Origin of the sequence: Pseudomonas ovata, assembly GCF_003131185.1 — a bacterium.
Classification (GTDB): domain Bacteria; phylum Pseudomonadota; class Gammaproteobacteria; order Pseudomonadales; family Pseudomonadaceae; genus Aquipseudomonas; species Aquipseudomonas ovata.
Genome location: NZ_QFFU01000001.1, coordinates 21,624 through 40,569 on the forward strand (window position 1 = coordinate 21,624; position 18,946 = coordinate 40,569).

General features: G+C 61.5%; 16 protein-coding genes and 2 tRNA genes. 12 read left to right on the top strand and 6 right to left on the bottom strand.

Annotated features, from left to right (window positions below):
• Window positions 1-158: 158 nt before the first annotated feature.
• Both DGA31_RS00135 and DGA31_RS00140 read left to right on the top strand, forming a co-directional pair.
• Entirely contained in the window at window positions 159-1,874 is a 1,716-nt protein-coding gene (locus DGA31_RS00135) for a proline--tRNA ligase (RefSeq protein ID WP_056835038.1), read from the top strand.
• 71 nt (window positions 1,875-1,945) lie between these two features.
• A complete protein-coding gene (locus tag DGA31_RS00140) occupies window positions 1,946-2,902 on the top strand; it encodes a hypothetical protein (RefSeq protein WP_109511162.1) in 957 nt (318 codons plus the stop codon).
• A 4-nt stretch (window positions 2,903-2,906) separates the two neighbouring features.
• Here DGA31_RS00140 and dinB read toward each other — a convergent pair whose 3' ends face one another.
• Window positions 2,907-3,968 (bottom strand): DNA polymerase IV, encoded by a 1,062-nt coding sequence (dinB, locus tag DGA31_RS00145; RefSeq protein ID WP_109511163.1) that lies wholly within the window; start codon window positions 3,966-3,968, stop codon window positions 2,907-2,909.
• A 228-nt stretch (window positions 3,969-4,196) separates the two neighbouring features.
• Between dinB and DGA31_RS00150 the strand changes: the two genes are divergently transcribed.
• From DGA31_RS00150 to DGA31_RS00165, 4 genes are all read left to right on the top strand, one after another.
• Window positions 4,197-4,273: transfer RNA gene (locus DGA31_RS00150), tRNA-Met, on the top strand.
• Between the two features lie 140 nt (window positions 4,274-4,413).
• Window positions 4,414-4,490 (top strand) — tRNA-Met (locus DGA31_RS00155).
• 339 nt (window positions 4,491-4,829) lie between these two features.
• Window positions 4,830-7,472 carry a bifunctional lysylphosphatidylglycerol flippase/synthetase MprF gene (mprF, locus tag DGA31_RS00160; RefSeq protein ID WP_056835032.1) on the top strand — a complete coding sequence of 881 codons (2,643 nt, stop codon included), beginning with the start codon at window positions 4,830-4,832 and terminating at the stop codon, window positions 7,470-7,472.
• Window positions 7,472-8,794 carry a virulence factor family protein gene (locus DGA31_RS00165; RefSeq protein WP_109511164.1) on the top strand — a complete coding sequence of 441 codons (1,323 nt, stop codon included), beginning with the start codon at window positions 7,472-7,474 and terminating at the stop codon, window positions 8,792-8,794. The genes mprF and DGA31_RS00165 overlap by 1 nt, the downstream gene beginning before the upstream one ends.
• Window positions 8,795-8,882: 88 nt before the next feature.
• Here DGA31_RS00165 and DGA31_RS00170 read toward each other — a convergent pair whose 3' ends face one another.
• A complete protein-coding gene (locus DGA31_RS00170) occupies window positions 8,883-10,778 on the bottom strand; it encodes a potassium transporter Kup (RefSeq protein WP_056835027.1) in 1,896 nt (631 codons plus the stop codon).
• Window positions 10,779-11,064: 286 nt separating this feature from the next.
• Between DGA31_RS00170 and rimO the strand changes: the two genes are divergently transcribed.
• The 5 genes from rimO to tsaA all read left to right on the top strand — a co-directional run bounded on the left by rimO (window position 11,065) and on the right by tsaA (window position 14,929).
• Window positions 11,065-12,411 carry a 30S ribosomal protein S12 methylthiotransferase RimO gene (gene rimO / locus DGA31_RS00175; protein ID WP_109511165.1) on the top strand — a complete coding sequence of 449 codons (1,347 nt, stop codon included), beginning with the start codon at window positions 11,065-11,067 and terminating at the stop codon, window positions 12,409-12,411.
• A 67-nt stretch (window positions 12,412-12,478) separates the two neighbouring features.
• Window positions 12,479-12,934 carry a GNAT family N-acetyltransferase gene (locus DGA31_RS00180; protein WP_109511166.1) on the top strand — a complete coding sequence of 152 codons (456 nt, stop codon included), beginning with the start codon at window positions 12,479-12,481 and terminating at the stop codon, window positions 12,932-12,934.
• Window positions 12,935-13,006: 72 nt separating this feature from the next.
• Window positions 13,007-13,717: an rRNA pseudouridine synthase gene (locus DGA31_RS00185; RefSeq protein WP_056835021.1), complete on the top strand. Its 711-nt coding sequence runs from the start codon at window positions 13,007-13,009 to the stop codon at window positions 13,715-13,717.
• A gap of 43 nt (window positions 13,718-13,760) precedes the next feature.
• Window positions 13,761-14,231 carry a YehS family protein gene (locus DGA31_RS00190; protein WP_056835019.1) on the top strand — a complete coding sequence of 157 codons (471 nt, stop codon included), beginning with the start codon at window positions 13,761-13,763 and terminating at the stop codon, window positions 14,229-14,231.
• Window positions 14,228-14,929: a tRNA (N6-threonylcarbamoyladenosine(37)-N6)-methyltransferase TrmO gene (gene tsaA, locus DGA31_RS00195; protein ID WP_109511167.1), complete on the top strand. Its 702-nt coding sequence runs from the start codon at window positions 14,228-14,230 to the stop codon at window positions 14,927-14,929. The genes DGA31_RS00190 and tsaA overlap by 4 nt, the downstream gene beginning before the upstream one ends.
• A gap of 53 nt (window positions 14,930-14,982) precedes the next feature.
• Here the strand turns inward: tsaA and fpr are convergent, their stop codons facing one another.
• Window positions 14,983-15,762, bottom strand: a complete 780-nt coding sequence (fpr, locus tag DGA31_RS00200; protein ID WP_056835014.1) for a ferredoxin-NADP reductase — start codon at window positions 15,760-15,762, stop codon at window positions 14,983-14,985.
• Between the two features lie 123 nt (window positions 15,763-15,885).
• Here fpr and DGA31_RS00205 point away from each other — a divergent pair, with 123 nt between their 5' ends.
• Complete coding sequence (locus DGA31_RS00205) at window positions 15,886-16,812, top strand: LysR family transcriptional regulator (RefSeq protein ID WP_056835012.1); 927 nt, start codon at window positions 15,886-15,888, stop codon at window positions 16,810-16,812.
• A gap of 9 nt (window positions 16,813-16,821) precedes the next feature.
• On the opposite strand, the gene DGA31_RS00210 is transcribed toward DGA31_RS00205, so the two are convergent.
• The 3 genes from DGA31_RS00210 to DGA31_RS00220 form a co-directional block, all read right to left on the bottom strand.
• The gene (locus DGA31_RS00210) at window positions 16,822-17,187 is read right to left on the bottom strand and encodes a diacylglycerol kinase (RefSeq protein WP_056835009.1); all 366 of its coding nucleotides are present in this window, start codon (window positions 17,185-17,187) and stop codon (window positions 16,822-16,824) included.
• Between the two features lie 73 nt (window positions 17,188-17,260).
• Window positions 17,261-17,911 carry a response regulator transcription factor ErdR gene (erdR, locus tag DGA31_RS00215; protein WP_161959132.1) on the bottom strand — a complete coding sequence of 217 codons (651 nt, stop codon included), beginning with the start codon at window positions 17,909-17,911 and terminating at the stop codon, window positions 17,261-17,263.
• A gap of 168 nt (window positions 17,912-18,079) precedes the next feature.
• On the bottom strand, window positions 18,080-18,790 hold the full coding sequence (locus tag DGA31_RS00220; protein WP_109511168.1) for a tRNA-uridine aminocarboxypropyltransferase: 711 nt from the start codon (window positions 18,788-18,790) through the stop codon (window positions 18,080-18,082).
• Window positions 18,791-18,946: the final 156 nt, after the last annotated feature.

Consider the following 18,946-nt stretch of genomic DNA (forward strand, 5'->3'; position numbering starts at 1 on the left):
CGCAATCAGGCTGTCTGCAGCACCACAAGCCCGGCTCATGCCGGGCTTGTTCGTTCATGGCCCGACCGATCCGCAGCCGCCCTGCCCTGTACTCGACAGGCACAGCGCCGTACAATGCCGGGTCATTTTCAGTCTCAAGCAACCGACAACGGCCAACCATGCGCACCAGTCAATTTTTGCTCGCCACACAGAAAGAAACCCCTTCCGATGCGGTCGTGGTCAGCCATCAGCTGATGCTGCGTGCCGGCATGATTCGCAAACTGGCTTCGGGCCTTTACACCTGGCTGCCGATGGGCCTGCGCGTATTGCGCAAGGTCGAGGCCATTGTCCGCGAAGAGATGAACGCCGCCGGCGCCCTCGAAATTCTCATGCCTGGCATCCAGCCTGCCGAACTGTGGCAGGAATCGGGTCGCTGGGAGCAGTATGGTCCGGAGCTGATGCGCCTGGTCGATCGCCATGCGCGTGACTTCTGCCTGGGCCCGACCCACGAAGAAGTCATCACCGACCTGGCCCGCAACGAACTCAACAGCTATAAACAGCTGCCGATCAACATGTACCAGATCCAGACCAAGTTCCGTGACGAGATTCGTCCGCGCTTCGGGCTGATGCGTGGTCGCGAGTTCATCATGAAGGATGCCTACTCGTTCCACGCCGATCAGGCATCCCTGCAACAGACCTACGACCGCATGCACCAGGCCTACAGCAATGTATTCAGCCGCCTGGGCCTGAAATTCCGCCCGGTTGAAGCCGACAATGGCTCGATCGGTGGCGCCGGCTCCCACGAGTTCCACGTACTGGCCGAGTCCGGTGAAGACGACATCGTCTTCAGCAATGGCTCCGGGTACGCTGCCAACATCGAGAAAGCCGAAGCCCTGCCACAGGAAAAGAGCCGCCCGGCGCCCACTGAAGAACTGCGCCTGGTCGACACCCCGAATGCCAAGACCATTGCGCAACTGGTCGAAGGCTTCAACCTGCCGATCGAGAAGACCGTCAAGACCCTGGTGGTGCACGCAGCCGAAGAAGGCAAGCTGATCGCCCTGATCATCCGTGGCGACCACGAACTCAACGAGATCAAGGCGGCCAGGCTGGAGCAGGTCGCCAGTCCGCTGACCATGGCCACCGAAGCCGAGCTGCGCGACGCCATTGGCGCCGGCGCCGGCTCCTTGGGCCCATTGAACCTGCCACTGCCCTGCATCATCGATCGCTCGGTAGAGCTGATGAGCGACTTCGGCGTCGGCGCCAATATCGACGACAAGCACTACTTCGGCGTCAACTGGGAGCGCGACCTGCCGGTGCCACAAGTGGCCGATCTGCGCAACGTGGTCAGCGGCGATCCAAGCCCGGACGGCCAGGGCACTCTGGAAATCAAGCGCGGCATCGAAGTCGGGCACATCTTCCAGCTGGGTACCAAGTACAGCCAGGCATTGAAATGCCAGGTACTGGGCGAGAACGGCAAGCCGATCGACCTGATCATGGGCTGCTACGGTATCGGCGTGTCCCGCGTGGTCGCCGCCGCCATCGAGCAGAACAGCGACGAAAACGGCATTATCTGGAACGACACCCTGGCGCCGTTCCACATTGCCCTGGTGCCGCTGCGCTATGAAACCGACGCGGTCCGCGAAGCCACCGACAAGCTGTATGCCGACCTGACTGCCGCCGGCTTCGAGGTTCTGCTCGACGACCGCGACAAGAAAACCAGCCCCGGCAACAAGTTTGCCGACATGGAACTGATCGGCATCCCGCACCGCATCGTGGTCAGCGATCGCGGCCTGGCCGACGGCAACATCGAGTACAAGAGCCGCACCGAAGCGCAGCCACAAGCTGTCGCCCTCGCCGACGTGCTGTCGTTCATCCAGAACCGCCTGCGTCGCTGAGCCTTCGGCGCACCCGCTCAAGCGGGTGCGCCAGGCCCACACCTGCGCGGCTATCCGAATTCAGAGCCCCCATGTTCAAGCGACATAACCTGAGCCTCGGCAGCGCCACCTTGTGCGGCGCCTTGCTGGTGAGCGGCTGTGCCAATCATTTGTCACAACGCAGCGAGCATGAAGAACGCGTCGAGCGCAAACTTCTCGAACACACCCTGCAGATCGATGTGGGTGACCCCAAGACCCTGGAGTTGCCGCAACGTCGCATCCGCATTCATGAGCACAAGGCCTTCGAAGTCACCGAGTTCGAAGTGACCCGTCACTATGATCGCTATACGCCCTATCAGCCCTGGCGCGAAATCTATGAGATGCCGCTGGGTGCCGTGGCGGTGGTGGCAGGGCTGGGTGCCAATGTCGTCAACGTCTTTGCCCTGGGCAATCTGCCTGAGAGCGTGACCCATGACTGGCTCGATTACGGCCTGGCCGGACTCAACCCTTTCATGAACGCGCCCTCGCATGGCCGGGCCGAACAGAACCTGGCCAGCATCGATGAAGCCCAGCAGGACAAACGCATCGAGCGCACGGCCCTGCCCTGGAACGAACGCCCGGTGCTGGTAAAGGCAGGCAATACAACCCATGAACTGAGCACCGACCGCAATGGCGTGCTGCGCCTGAACCTGCTGGAAAGTCCATTCGCCGAACAAGACCTGCGCCAGATCACCCGGCTCTATATCAATGTAGAAGACGAACAGGACAATACGCACGCCAGCGACAGCCTGCCCGTCAGCCGCAGCCTGCGCGGCAAACTGCTGGAAGCGCACGACCTGATCTACGGCGACCTGGAAGATGACGAAGTCAGCCAGTGGGTCTACCGGGTCAAGCGCCTGGCGGAGCTGGGCCTGGAAGAGCAGGCCGTCGAACTGGAACAGAGCCTGATCGAGCTGACCCGCAATGACCCGCAATTGCAGGGCGACTTCCTCAAGCTTCTGGCGCGTGATGCCGGACGCCTGGTGGCACCGGCGCCTGCCGACGATTGACTCGTCAGCGTTCGAACAGCTCCAGCTGTTCATGTGCGCCACGCAGATCCTGCAGGCGCACCCCGATCCCCAATAGGCGCACCGGCTTGCCGCCCCGGGCAAACGCCTGGGCCAGCAGCAGTTGATAGCTGCCAAGGTCACGCCCGGCGCCGGCCTGCTCAAGCGTGGTCTGGGTAAAATCATGAAACTTGACCTTCACGAACGGCTTGCCCGGTCGATACTGACCGTCCAGCCGCTGCATACGGGTTTCCAGGGTCTGGATCAACTCGGGTAACCGCTCAAGACAACTGTTCAGATCAGGCAGGTCGGTGTCATAGGTGTTTTCCACACTGATTGACTGCCGCCGATTGTCGTTATGCACCAGTCGCTCATCGATCCCCCGCGCCAGGCTCCAGAGCCGCTCACCGAAACTGCCGAACTCGCGCACCAGCGCCAGCTTGTTCCAGGCCAGCAGGTCATGGCAATAAACAATACCCAGGCGCGCCAGCTTGTCGGCCGTGACCTTGCCGACGCCATGCAACTTGCTGACCGGCAAGGCCGCCACAAAGTCTTCGATTTGCGCAGGGGTGATGACAAACAGACCGTTGGGCTTTTTCCAGTCGCTGGCAATCTTGGCCAGAAACTTGTTAGGCGCCACGCCGGCTGAAACGGTGATGTGCAACTGATTGGACACTCGTCGACGAATATCCTGGGCAATTCTTGTGGCACTGCCGTCGAAACGGTTCGACTCGGACACATCCAGGTAGGCCTCATCCAGCGACAAAGGCTCGATCAGGTCGGTGTAGTCGCGAAAAATGCTCTGGATTTCCCGAGACGCTTCCTTATAGGCGTCCATGCGTGGCTTGACGATGGTCAGGTCCGGGCACAGCTTCAAGGCATGGTGCGAGGACATGGCCGAACGCACCCCGAATGCCCGCGCCTCGTAATTACACGTGGCGATCACACCACGCCGGTCTGCCGAGCCGCCCACAGCCAAGGGAATACCAGCCAGCTTCGGGTTGTCGCGCATTTCGATGGCAGCATAAAAGCAGTCACAGTCGATATGGATAATCTTGCGCTGGGTCATGCCGTCCGTTCATAGGTTGCAGGGGGACGTAGTATCTCACCGCTACCTGACGCTGACACGTCCAAGACAAGACCCGAAAATCCAATGCAGGCAGATGCCTGACTGCCGACAGGCTGACGGTAAGCCTGCATACTGTTGAGCGCCTACAGTAAACAATTGAAGAAAAAGCACTTTTCCCAAATACAGGCTTGACACCCGGTCGATAATCCGTAGAATGGCCAACACAGACGCGGGATGGAGCAGTCTGGTAGCTCGTCGGGCTCATAACCCGAAGGTCGTCGGTTCAAATCCGGCTCCCGCAACCAAATACAGAAAGAAGGCCACTTGAAAAAGTGGCTTTTTTTTGGCCTCGATTTTATGCCCTGTCGGGGCCAGAATGTATCTTTCATTTTTTACATATATCGTTGACAAGATTTCTTTTAGCTGTAGAATGCGCCCACACAGACGCGGGATGGAGCAGTTTGGTAGCTCGTCGGGCTCATAACCCGAAGGTCGTCGGTTCAAATCCGGCTCCCGCAACCAGATACAAAAGAAAGGCCACTTGAAAAAGTGGCCTTTTTTGTTGTGCGCCAGAAAAGCCTGCCAACCGAATAAATACCCGAGCAAAAAACTGTTTAGCGTCGCTGCGTGGAAAACCCTATCATCGGCGAGGTAACTGTATGTGTCCTGTCCGACAGTTTTTTCCTGCACTGCCGATACCTTTGTGGCTAGGCTGAATCACAGCTGAACAGCTCTACCCTGCTCCACTGGCTATTCGCTCGTTAGCCGCTGACGCGCTAACATCTCGACATATTTTTGCGTAGGGATCGGTAACTTGGCTGTAGACCTCAACCCTGTCGCGCACCTTTCAGGAAGTGAATGATGCGTGATACTTCGTCAGAAACGCCCGAAGCCGTCACGGCGACTCAACCGATCCAACCTGCGCGCCTCCGGTGGCTGGAACGCCTGAGCAAATATCGCCAGCCGATTGGCCTGGCGGTCATGCTGGTGCTGTTCGGCATGGCCTTGATCGCCTGCCGGCACATGCTGATCGAAATGGACTTCTATGCCCTGCGCGATGCGCTGTATGCCGTGCCCCTGCCTTCATTGGGCGGCGCACTGCTGGCAGCGGTGATCGGCTATGTGATCCTGATGGGTTACGAGCTTTCGGCCAGCCGCTATGCCGGGGTCGACCTGCCCACCCGTACACTGCTGCTGGGCGGCTTCACCTCGTTTGCCATTGGCAATGCCGTCGGCCTGTCGATGCTCTCGGGTGGCTCGGTGCGCTACAGGCTGTACTCTCGGCATGGCATCGGCGCGGTGGAAATCGCCCGGATGACCGTGTTTGCCAGCCTGTCGCTGGGCTGCGCCCTGCCACCACTGGCCGCGATTGCTACCTTGAGCAACCTGTCCGGCGCCTCGCTGGCACTGAAACTGCCGGTCGATCTGCTGGCGGGCATCGCCATTGTGGTCCTGGCCGGCAGCCTGCTGATTGCGTATGCGGTGTACCGCAGGCGCCTGCCGGAGCAGGACATTCCTCACGTCCTGCTGGTCCGGGCCGGTCGTCGCTCGCTGCGCCTGCCCGACCTGCGCCTGACCCTGGTGCAATTGCTGATCACGGCGCTGGACGTGGCCGCCGCCGCCCTGGTGCTGTACCTGTTGTTACCACAGGCGCCGCCACTGGGCGCATTCATGCTCATTTACCTGCTGGCCCTGGCCGCCGGTGTACTCAGCCATGTGCCCGGTGGCGTCGGCGTGTTCGAAGCCGTACTGCTGGCCGCCTTTGCCAACGAGCTGGGGGCAGCCCCTCTGGCGGCCGCCCTGCTGCTCTACCGGCTGATCTATGTGGTATTGCCACTGCTACTGGCGTGTCTGACGCTGTTGTTTACCGAAGCCCAGCGCCTGCTGCCGACCCGCCAGGCCATGCGCGTGGCCTCGGGCCTGGCGGCACCGATCCTTGCGTTGCTGGTGTTTCTTTCCGGGGTGGTGCTGCTGTTTTCCGGGGCTACGCCGGAAATCGATACACGCCTGGAAAACGTCGGCTTCATGCTGCCGCACCGGCTGATCGACGCTTCGCACTTTGTCGCCAGCCTGGTGGGTGTGTTGTGCCTGCTACTGGCCCAAGGCTTGCGCCGCCGACTGTCTGCGGCCTGGATGCTGACAGTCATCTTGTTGCTGGTCGGCGCCGTGCTGTCGATTCTCAAGGGATTTGACTGGGAAGAAGCCAGCCTGCTGCTATTGACCGCCGCCCTGCTGGCCACCTTTCGCCGCTCGTTCTACCGCCCCAGCCGCCTGCTGGAGCTGCCGTTCTCGCCGCTGTACCTGATCGCCAGCTTCTGCGTGGTCGGCGCGTCGATCTGGCTGCTGCTGTTTGCCTATCAGGATGTGCCTTACAGCCACCAGTTGTGGTGGCAGTTCACCCTGGATGCCGACGCACCGCGCGGCCTGCGCTCGGCGCTGGGCAGTGCGGTACTGCTGCTGGTGGTCGGCCTGACCTGGCTGCTGCGCACCGCGCGTCCGGTCATCAAGCTGCCCGACAGCACCGAACTGGCCAAGGCGGCCGGGATTCTCAAAGCCTCCAGCCAGCCCGATGGCGGATTGGCACTGACCGGCGACAAGGCGATCCTGTTCCACCCCGACAACAATGCGTTTCTGATGTACTCGCATCGCGGTCGCAGCCTGGTCGCCCTGTACGATCCGATCGGACCGGCGCAACAACGCGCCGAGATGATCTGGCAATTCCGTGACCTGTGCGATGTGCACCACGCCCGCCCGGTGTTCTACCAGGTACGTGCGGAAAACCTGCCCTACTACATGGACATCGGCCTGACTGCGATCAAGCTGGGCGAGGAAGCCCGTGTCGACCTGCGCCGCTTCGACATCGACGCCAAGGGCAAGGAGATGAAAGACCTGCGCTACACCTGGAACCGTGGCAGCCGTGACGGCCTGTCGCTGGAAATCCATGAAGCCGGCCAGGCTCCGCTGGATGAATTGAAGGTCATTTCCGATGCCTGGCTGAGTGGCAAGAATGTGCGGGAAAAAGGCTTCTCGCTGGGGCGTTTCACCGCGGATTACCTGCAGCATTTCCGCATTGCCATCATCCGTTTCCAGGACAAGCCGGTGGCCTTTGCCAACCTGCTGGAGACCAGCCGCCTGGATCTGTCGAGCCTGGACCTGATGCGCGCCCACCCGGACGCACCCAAGTCGACCATGGAATTCATGATGATCGGCCTGATTCAATACTACAAAGCCCAGGGTTACAGCCGCTTCAGCCTCGGCATGGTGCCGCTGTCGGGCCTGCAGCCACGGCGTGGAGCGCCCCTGACCCAGCGCCTGGGCTCGATGGTGTTCCGCCGCGGCGAACAACTCTATAACTTTCAGGGGCTGCGGCGCTTCAAGGACAAGTTCCAGCCTGACTGGGAACCTCGCTACATGGCTGTACCGGCCGGACTCGATCCGCTGGTGGCCCTGGCAGATACCGCCGCCCTGATCGCGGGCGGCCTGACTGGATTGGTGAAACGCTGATGATTCGACGCTTATGGCGCTACGCGCTGGTGGTACTGGCGATTGTGCTGATTGCAGGCGTGGGGGTGTGGTTCTGGCAGCGTCCTGCCACCCCGGCCACGCTGGAACAACTGACCCTGGCCGACGGCGCGCCCGTGACCCGCGTGACCCCGGCCGGCCGGGTCAAGACCCGTATCGCCCTGGCGGTCTCGGCCCAGGACAAACTCAGCGACAAGCAATTGCAGGCGCTGGGCACCGACGCCAGTGCGCGCATTGTGCAGGTCGTGTTGCCCGCCGATGACTGCGTGCTGCAGCGCAAGACCTTTGAAGCCGCCCTGCAGCAGCTCGACGGGCCGGCCCAGGTGGTCGGCGGTATCGGCCATGGCGGCACCCTGGCCTGGCGCTGGCTGGCCGCACAGACCGACGACAAGGCCCAGGCCATCTCGGTGGGCTTTGCCCTGCAGCATGTCTCCAACCCGCCGCCGGAAGTCGAAGAAGGCGATACACCGCCACAACTCTGCGACGAACCACTGCCCCAGAAGGCCCCGCACGGGCATTGGCTGGCCGCCTTCAACGACGCACCAGATGACCCAAGCGCAGCCTTCGTGCGTGATCAGCCCAATGCCGACACCAGCATCAGCGACTACGACATTCCGCTGCCACAGGTGCTGACCACAGAATTGCGTCATTTGCTGCTCGGTGAGAACGACGCAGGCGGCTTGGGCGTACCGACCGTCGAGGTGCCGTCAAAGCAGGCCAGTGACACCGTGACCTTGTTTCTCTCGGGTGACGGAGGCTGGCGCGACCTGGACAAGGTCGTGGCCGGCGATATGGCAGGCATGGGTTATCCGGTGGTAGGCATCGATGTGCTGCGCTACTACTGGGAGCGAAAATCCCCCGAGCAGACCGCCGCCGACCTGACCGACCTGATGAACCATTACCGGCAGAAGTGGGGCGCCAAGCGCTTTATCCTGGCCGGTTATTCGTTCGGTGCCGATGTACTGCCGGCGGTCTACAACCGCATGGCGCCCGAGGATCAGGCCCGTGTCGACGGCATCATCCTGCTGGCCTTCGCCCGCAGCGGCAACTTCGAGATTCACGTCGACGGCTGGCTGGGCAACAAGGGCACCGAAGCGCAGACCGGCCCGGAGATGGCCAGACTGCCAGCCGCCAAGGTCTTGTGCGTATACGGCGTCGAAGAACAGAAAGACAGCGGCTGCACCGACACCACTGCTGTGGGTGAAAAGCTGCAATTGCCGGGCGGCCATCACTTCGACGAAGACTACCCGGCCCTGGCCAAGCGCCTGATCAAGGCCATCAACCAGTGGCAGGGCAAGCCATGACCGCAAATGTCACAATCCCCTGGGTGATCCGCTTCAGCCGCGAATGAACACAAGCCCCGGCACCACAAGGTGACCGGGGCTTTTTCATTTACATCTCGACCTGCGTACCCAACTCGATCACGCGATTGAACGGCAGCTTGAAGAAGCGCAGGTTGCCGTTGGCATTCTTGAGCATGAAGGCGAACAACGCCTCGCGCCAGCGCGCCATGCCGACCATCTTCGAAGGAATCACGGTCTCGCGGCTCAGGAAATACGTGGTACGCATCGGGCTGAAGTCCAGCTCATCGAGCGGGCACAGGCTCAGTGCCTGAGGCACATCCGGCTCGTCGATGAAGCCGAAATGCAGGATCACCCGGTAAAAGCCTTCGCCATGAGCCTCTACTTCAAAGCGCTCATGGGCAGGTACCCGTGGCTGATCCTCATACATCACGGTCAGTAACACCACCTGCTCGTGCAATACCTGGTTGTGCAGCATGTTGTGCAGCAAGGCATGCGGCACCGCGTCCGAGCGGGCGGTCAGGAATACGGCCGTGCCCTGCACACGGTGTGGGGGCTGCACACGAATGCTGCCGATGAAGATCGGCAATGGCAGCCCCCCCTCGTCGATGCGCTCGGCCAATAGTTGCCGGCCACGCTTCCAGGTGGTCATCAGGATAAACAACGCCGCCCCCGCCAGCACCGGAAAGGCCCCGCCCTGCACCACCTTGGGTACGTTGGCGGCGAAGAACAGACCGTCGACCAGCAACAGTCCGATCAGCAGCGGCACGGCCAGCAACGGCGGCCACTTCCACAACAGCAGCATGACCGCCGACACCAGAATCGTGGTGCACAGCATGGTGCCGGTCACCGCGACACCGTAGGCCGATGCCAACGCGCCTGAAGATTCGAACCCGATCACCAGCAGGATCACCCCTACCATCAGCGCCCAGTTCACGGCACCGATGTAGATCTGCCCCTGGGCGTCACTGGAGGTGTGCTGGATGTACATGCGCGGGATGTAACCAAGCTGAATGGCCTGCAAGGTCATGGAGAAGGCGCCGGAAATCACCGCCTGCGAGGCAATGATGGTCGCCAGCGTGGACAATGCAATCAACGGCAGCAAGGCCCAGCCCGGCGCCAGCAGGTAGAACGGGTTGCGCACCGCTTCAGGGTGTTCCAGCACCAGTGCGCCCTGGCCGAAGTAGTTGAGCAGCAAGGCCGGCAGGACCAGGATGAACCAGGCCCGGGAAATCGGCTTGCGACCGAAATGCCCCATGTCGGCATACAAGGCTTCCGCACCGGTCAGGGCCAGCACCACCGCGCCGAGAATGGCCACGCCAATGCCGGGATGCACGATGAAAAAGCGCACCGCCCACACCGGATTCACCGCCTGCAAGACCTCCGGGCTGTGCAGGATGCCGTACACCCCAAGCGCTCCCAGCACCAGAAACCAGAGGACCATGACCGGCCCGAACAGCACACCGATACGCGCGGTGCCGTGCTTCTGGATCAGGAACAGGCCCACCAGCACCACCAGCGCCATCGGCACGATCCAGCGCTCCAGCCCCTCGAAAGCCAGCTCCAGCCCTTCCATGGCCGACAGCACCGACACTGCCGGCGTAATCATGCTGTCGCCATAGAACAGGGCCGCCCCGAACAACCCGAAGGCGATCATCACCGCCTGCAACCGTGGAAAGCGCACCGTCGCCCGCCGCGCCAGCGCCGTCAAGGCCATGATGCCGCCTTCGCCCTGATTGTCGGCACGCAGGACAAACACCATGTACTTGAACGAGACCACCCAGATCAACGACCAGAAAATCAGCGACAACACGCCGAGAATGGCATCGTGGGTCACTTCAACCCCATAACCGCCCTGAAACACCTCCTTGAGGGTGTACAGCGGGCTGGTGCCGATATCGCCGTACACTACGCCCACTGCCGCCACCAGCAATCCCAACGGCTTGGCGGCACTTCCTGTTCCGGCCTGACTACTTGTATGACTCATCGAAAACTCCAGAAGCCGGAACCTGAGGCTCGGGCACGCTGCGCCCGGGCTGAATCGTGTTTGAGCTTAACAACAGGAAACAATTGAGTTTGCACGGTTTCTTGACAGATTCCGCGCGCAACGGCGCGAAGCATAGCGCAGCACTCGTCTTATTTCTCCGTCAGGCACTGGTCATGTCGCCGGCTGATCGCTAGAATTGCGCACTTTTTGACCAGAGGCGCACCCAGCGCCCACGTCGGAGCCCGCGCAGTGCGTTGAGGCCTCCCCCTTCACGCCGAGGTTTGCCATGTCCACCGTCAACACCCCCGCATCCGCGCCCAAAGTCGGATTCGTCAGCCTCGGCTGCCCGAAGGCGCTTGTAGACTCCGAGCGCATCCTGACCCAGCTGCGCATGGAAGGTTACGAAGTCGTGTCGACCTACGAGGACGCCGATGTGGTGGTCGTCAACACCTGTGGCTTCATCGACTCGGCCAAGGCCGAATCGCTGGAAGTGATCGGTGAAGCGATTGCCGAAAATGGCAAGGTGATCGTCACCGGCTGCATGGGCGTCGATGAAAGCGTGATCCGCAACGTGCACCCCAGCGTGCTGTCGGTCACCGGTCCCCAGCAGTACGAACAAGTGGTCAATGCCGTGCATTCGGTCGTGCCACCCAACATCGATCACAACCCGCTGATCGACCTGGTGCCGCCGCAAGGCATCAAGCTGACCCCGCGCCACTACGCGTACCTGAAGATTTCCGAAGGCTGCAACCACAGTTGCAGTTTCTGCATTATCCCGTCGATGCGCGGCAAGCTGGTCAGCCGTCCCGTGGGCGACGTCCTCGATGAAGCCAAGCGCCTGGTCAAGTCCGGCGTCAAGGAACTGCTGGTGATCTCCCAGGACACCAGCGCCTACGGCGTAGACGTCAAGTACCGCACCGGTTTCTGGGACGGCCAGCCAGTGAAAACGCGCATGACCGAACTGTGCCAGGCGCTCAGCTCGCTGGGCGTCTGGGTGCGCCTGCATTACGTCTACCCGTACCCGCACGTCGACGAGCTGATTCCGCTGATGGCCGCCGGCAAGATCCTGCCGTACCTGGACATTCCCTTCCAGCACGCCAGCCCCAAAGTGCTCAAGCTGATGAAGCGCCCGGCCTTCGAAGACAAGACCCTGGCGCGGATCAAGAACTGGCGCGAACAGTGCCCGGACCTGATCATCCGCTCGACCTTCATCGTGGGCTTCCCGGGCGAGACCGAAGAAGACTTCCAGTACCTGCTCGACTGGCTGACCGAAGCCCAGCTCGACCGCGTCGGCTGCTTCCAGTACTCGCCGGTCGAAGGCGCACCGGCCAACCTGCTGGACGCCGCCGTGGTGCCCGATGACATCAAGCAGGACCGCTGGGACCGCTTCATGGCCCATCAACAAGCCATCAGTGCCGCCCGCCTGCAAATGAAGATCGGCAAGGACATCGAAGTGCTGATCGATGAGGTCGACGAGCGCGGCGCGGTCGGACGTTGCTTCTTCGACGCTCCGGAAATCGACGGCAACGTCTACATTGGTCTTGAGGACGACAGTCCCGTCAAGCCGGGCGACAAGATCATGTGCCGGGTGACAGACGCCGACGAGTACGACCTGTGGGCCGAACCGCTGTAGTCCCCGGGACGGTGCTTCCCCAGCCCCGCCGTCGCGGGGCTTTTCATTGGCGCAGGAGTGAGGCGAGATGGACTTCCATTGCCCTGACAGGCACGACTACCCACGGCTGATCGAGCTCTGGGAAAGCGCCGTGCGCGCCACGCATGACTTTTTGCCCGAGCCTTACCTGCAACGTCTCAAGGGCTTGCTGCTGGACCAGTATCTGGACACCGTGACCCTGTTCTGCACCCGCGACGCCCAAGGGCTGATCACAGGGTTTGCGGGTGTGAGCCTGGGCAAACTGCAGATGCTGTTTGTCGGCGCCCAGTACCGCGGCCAGGGGCTGGGCACGCACCTGCTCAACCATGCCATCGAGCATTTCGGCATCCACGAGCTGGACGTCAACGAACAGAATCCACAGGCGCTGGGGTTTTACCTCAGCCATGGTTTCAGGCAAAGCAGCCGCAGCCCGGTGGACGGCCTCGGCCAACCCTACCCCATGCTGCGCCTGATCCTTGAACCGGACAGGCTTGCTCGAAGCTGAGCAGCAAACAGATTAACCGGGCGCGCATGCGTACAATGGCGCCTTTCTACTCTTTAACGACGGCTGCCTTTCATGTCTGAACCCCTACGTCTTTCCAAACGCCTCATCGAGCTGACCGGCTGCTCGCGTCGCGAAGCCGAGCTGTATATCGAAGGCGGCTGGGTGACCGTCGATGGCGAAGTGATCGAAGAGCCGCAATTCAAGGTCGACAAGCAGAAGGTCGAACTCAACCCGCAAGCGGTCGCCAACGCGCCGGACCCGGTCACCCTGATCCTGCACAAGCCGGCCAGCCAGAGCCTGGACGCCGCGCTTGGCTCGATCACCCCGGGTACCTTGTCGGTCGAGCACAGTTACAGCAAGCGTGTGCTCAAGGGCCACTTCCTGCGTCAGGAGGCGGTGTCGAGCCTGCAGGCCAACGCCAGCGGCCTGGTGGTGTTCAGCCAGGACTGGAAAATCCTGCGCAAGCTCACCGACGATCGCAGCCGCATCGAACAGGAATACGTGGTTGAAGTCAGCGGCGAGATGATCGCCCACGGCCTCAACCGCCTGAACCACGGCATGATGCACAAGGGCAAGGAACTGCCTAAGGTCAAGGCCAGCTGGCAAAGCGAGAACCGCCTGCGCTTTGCCTTGAAGAACCCGCAACCCGACGTCATCGCCCAGCTGTGCAGCGCTGTGGGCCTGAAAATCGTCGCCATGCGTCGTATCCGCATTGGCGGCGTGTCCATGGGCAAGTTGCCTGAAGGGCAATGGCGCTACATGACTGCCCAAGAAAAATTCTGATGACCGTTTTCCAGGCTCAAGACCTGAAAGGACTCCTGCTTCCATGATCAACAACGATATTCTGCGCAGCGTGCGCTACATGCTCGACATCAGCGATTTCAAGATCGTCGACATCCTCAAGCTGGCCGGCTGCGAACTGAGCCGTGAAGAAGTGGCCGCCTTCCTGAAAAAGGAAGAGGACGAGGGCTATGTCGTGCTGTCCGACGAGTTGATGGCGCACTTTCTCGATGGCCTGGTGTATTTCAAGCGTGGCAAGGACGAAAGCCGTGCACCGCAACCGCTCGAGCTGCCGATCACCAATAACATCGTGATGAAAAAACTGCGCGTGGCGTTCGAGCTCAAGGAAGAAGACCTGCACGCGATCCTCGCCTCGGTTGATTTTCCGGTGTCCAAGCCCGAGCTCAGTGCGCTGTTTCGCAAGGTCGGCCACAACAACTACCGCGAATGCGGCGACCAGTTGCTGCGCAACTTCCTCAAGGGCCTGACCCTGCGCGTGCGCCCTGCCCAGCCATGAACCATAGCGTGTCACCCGTGGGTTTCGTGCGCTCCTGCTTCAAGGAGAAGTTCGCCATCCCGCGCCAGCCACACCTGGCGCCGGCGGCACGCGGCGTGCTGGAGCTGGTGGCACCGTTCGACCAGGGCGATGCCGTGCAGGGCCTGGAGCAGGTCAGCCATATCTGGCTGTTGTTCCTGTTTCATCAGGCCCTGGAAACCACGCCTCGCCTGAAGGTACGGCCGCCGCGCCTGGGCGGCAACCAGAGCATGGGCGTGTTCGCCACCCGCGCCACGCACCGCCCGAACGGCATCGGCCAGTCGGTGGTGCGCCTGGACAAGGTCGAAGCAGGCCGTCTGTGGCTGTCGGGCATCGACCTGCTCGACGGCACGCCGGTGCTGGACATCAAGCCCTATGTGCCCTACGCCGACAGCGTGGCCGGGGCGCGCAACGACATGGCCAGCGCCGCACCGGTGCTGATCCCGGTGCGCTGGCACGACGATGCCCTGCAACAGGCTCACGCGCAGGCCGTGCGCCTGGGCGAGCCGCTGATCGAGCTGATCGAACAGTGCCTGGCCCAGGACCCGCGACCGGCATACCAGGTGCCGGCGCCTGAGCGGCGCTATGGTGCGCAGTTCTGGGACCTGGATGTTCGCTGGCACTATCCAGAGCCCGGGCTGATCCGGGTACTGGAAGTGGTGCCGGCCAGCGGCCCATAAAAAAACCCGCCGCCCCCTTGTGGGAGCCGGCGGGTTTTTTCTTCAGGCGCCGATCACTTCTCGACGAAGGCGCGCTCGATCAGGTAGTCACCCGGCTCGCGCATGCGCGGCGAAACGGTCAGGCCGAATTCGTTGAGCACCTCACTGGTTTCATCCAGCATGCTCGGGCTGCCGCACAGCATGGCACGATCGTCCTGCGGGTTGATCGGCGGCAGGCCGATGTCGCTGAACAGCTTGCCACTGCGCATCAGGTCGGTCAGACGCCCCTGGTTGCGGTACGGCTCGCGGGTCACAGTGGGGTAGTAGATCAGCTTTTCCTGCAGCGCTTCACCGAAGAACTCGTTCTGCGGCAGGACCTCGGTGATGAACTCGTGGTAAGCCACCTCGTTGACGTGACGCACGCCGTGCACCAGCACGACCTTCTCGAAACGCTCGTAGGTTTCCGGATCCTGAATGACGCTCATGAACGGCGCAAGACCCGTGCCGGTGCTCAGCAGGTACAGGTGCCTGCCGGGCTTGAGGTCGTCGAGCACCAGGGTGCCGGTAGGCTTTTTGCTGATGATGATCTCATCGCCTTCCTTGAGGTGCTGCAACTGGGAGGTCAGCGGGCCATCCGGCACCTTGATGCTGAAAAACTCCAGATGCTCTTCCCAGTTCGGGCTGGCAATCGAATAGGCGCGCATGAGCGGACGGCCAGTGGGCTGCTGCAGACCGATCATGACGAATTGACCGTTCTCGAAGCGCAGGCCTGGGTCACGGGTGCACTTGAAGCTGAAGAGAGTGTCATTCCAATGATGAACACTAAGGACACGCTCGTGATACATGTTGCTCATGTACGTGAAAACTCCTGAAGAAATCTGCTCGCGCCGGCACAGGCGCTATTGCGCGCCATTCTAGTGGCAGACACAATATCTGTTAACTGAATTATCAAGATATGGGTTATCGGTTATATAGATATGCGATTTACTCTGCGTCAACTCCAGGTCTTCGTGGCCGTCGCCCAGCAGGAAAGCGTCTCCAAGGCCGCGATTCTGCTGTCACTGTCGCAATCGGCGGCCAGCACCTCGATCACCGAGCTGGAGCGCCAGTCGAGCTGTCAGCTATTCGACCGTGCCGGCAAGCGCCTGAGCCTCAATGCGACCGGCCGCCAACTGCTGCCCCAGGCTGTGGCCCTGCTCGACCAGGCCAAGGAAATCGAAGACCTGCTCAACGGCAAGTCCGGTTTCGGCTCGCTGGCGGTCGGGGCGACGCTGACCATCGGCAATTACCTGGCCACCCTGCTGATCGGCAGCTTCATGCAGCGCCACCCGGAAAGCCAGGTGAAGCTGCATGTGCAAAATACCGCCCACATCGTGCAACAGGTCGCGCACTACGAAATCGACCTGGGCCTGATCGAGGGTGATTGCAGCCACCCGGACATTGAAGTGCAGTCCTGGGTCGAGGACGAACTGGTGGTGTTCTGCGCGCCACAACACCCGCTGGCCATCAAGGGCCAGGCGTCGCTGGAAGAGCTTACCCGTGAAGCCTGGATTCTGCGCGAACAGGGCTCCGGCACCCGCCTGACTTTCGACCAGGCCTTGCGTCATCATCGCAACGGCCTGAACGTGCGGCTGGAACTGGAGCACACCGAAGCCATCAAGCGGGCGGTGGAATCAGGACTGGGGATCGGCTGCATTTCCAGGCTGGCCCTGCGCGATGCCTTTCGCCGCGGCAGCCTGGTGGCGCTGGACACGCCGCAACTGGACCTGTCGAGGCAGTTCTACTTCATCTGGCACAAACAGAAGTACCAGACCTCGGCGATGCGCGAGTTCCTGGAGCTGTGCCGGGCCTTTACCGCCGGCGTGCAGCGCAGCGACCAGATTGTGTTGCCCAGTCTTTATTGAACGGGCCTGTCAGCCAAGCAGGATCACAGCCCAGACCACGGTAATCATGCTCAGGGCAATCAGTTGCGCGGCGCTGCCCATGTCCTTGGCGTTCTTGGACAAGGGGTGCAGGTCCAGGGAAATCCGGTCGATGGCTGCTTCCACCGCCGAGTTGAGCAACTCGACGATCAGCGCCAGCAGGCATACGGCAATCAACAGCGCGTGTTCGCCACGGCTGACGTCGACAAAGAACGACAGCGGAATCAGGACGACATTGAGCAACACCAGCTGGCGAAAGGCAGCTTCGCCCTTGAAGGCGGCACTCAGGCCATCGAACGAATACCCGGCAGCATTGAAAATACGTTTGAGGCCGGTCTGGCCCTTGAAAGGCGACATACAGAGAACTGCCATGCAATAAGGAGGAGGGAAATTAAGGCCGGCCTGGTCAAAAAAATGTGAACCCGCCGAATTATTGCGCCGGAATCGATTCCAGCTGTTGCAACAGCAGTGCGGCCTGAGTGCGGGTGCGCACGCCGAGCTTGCGGAAGATCGCCGTGACATGCGCCTTGATGGTGGCTTCCGACACACTCAGTTCATAGGCAATCTGCTTGTTCAACAACCCTTCGCAGACCATGGTCAGCACCCGGAACTGTTGCGGCGTCAGGCTGGCCAGGCCGGCACTGGCCGCCTTGGCCTCGGCCGAGACACTGACGGCTTCGTCGGCCTGTGGCGGCCACCAGGCATCACCTTCAAGCACGGTACGCACAGCCTGCTGGATGGTTTCCAGGGGGCTGGACTTGGGAATAAACCCGCTGGCACCAAATTCGCGAGAACGGACCACGATGGCCGCCTCCTCCTGCGCCGACACCATGACCACCGGAATCTGCGGATACTGACCACGCAGCAACACAAGGCCCGAGAAGCCATAGGCACCTGGCATGTTGAGGTCCAGCAGCACCAGGTCCCAATCGGTCTTGTGGGCCAGCTGCGCTTCGATCTGCGCAATGCTGTCGGCCTCGACCAGCCGTGCCTGCGGACCGAGCCCCAGGCTCAGCGCCTGATGCAGGGCACTGCGAAACAGCGGGTGATCGTCGGCGATCAGGATATCGTAGGTCATTATTTGATCCTTTTTATACTGAGTACGAATACCCGATCCAGCCACTGCGAATGTCGGCCAATGCTCAGCGTGCCTGCGCGACTCGGGGCGGCGCCAAGCATGCCCAGCCGGGCCGTGGTGGTCAAGCGCGATCCGGGTAGAGGGTGGCAGTTGGCCTGTAAGTCATCCGTGTCAGAGCAAGGCCTTGAGCCGCTCATGCACAGCGTCATCCGGATCGATCGGATTCTGGTACTTGGCGCCCAGATAATGGGCAGTGAACACATCCAGATAAGCATCCAGTTGCTGGCTGGCCTCGGTGTCGCCCGCCAGCTCCAGGCACAACGCCGCCACCTCGGCGGTGCAGAAGTGATCGTCACGCCTGGAACGGCGCAAGCGATAGCGCGAGATCTGCTCCGGGGCCAGGCTCAACACCGGAAAGCGCTCAAGGTATGGGCTTTTACGAAACATCTTGCGTGCTTCTGTCCAGGTGGCATCCAGCAGGATGAACAGCGGACGCTTGCCTGATCCTTTAGCGACCTGATTGACCACGCGCTCCTGGGCGACGAACTCGCCGGGAAACACCAGATAAGGCTGCCATTGTGGGTCATCGAGCAAAGCCAGCAGCCTTTGGTCGACGTCCAGGCGCGACCAGCCGAAGGCATGGGTATCCTCGATCACATCAGCGATCAGCCAGCCGGTATTGGTCGGCTTCAAGGGCTCGGTATCATGCATCAACAGGCACATCGCCGAAACAGCCGTTGCGTGCGAGCGCCAGGCACACAAGCAATAGCTGAAAATCACCCGGCAACCGGGGCAACGCGGCGCTCGCGAACCCCGGGCAATAAACGGTTTGGTACTGCGCGCCAGACGCTCTTCGCGCAGGCGGGAGACGGCGTGGCTCATGGCGAGACACACTCGCAGGGAAAAAGCATCGGCACAGCAGATAACCCGACAGGACTGAAAAGTGCGCGCAGTTTACCAGAGCGCGGTCGGCCCGCGTTTTCGGCACGATGTGATTCGTGGCCCATAGACTCTATACTGCCGCGCCTCGTTGTGAAC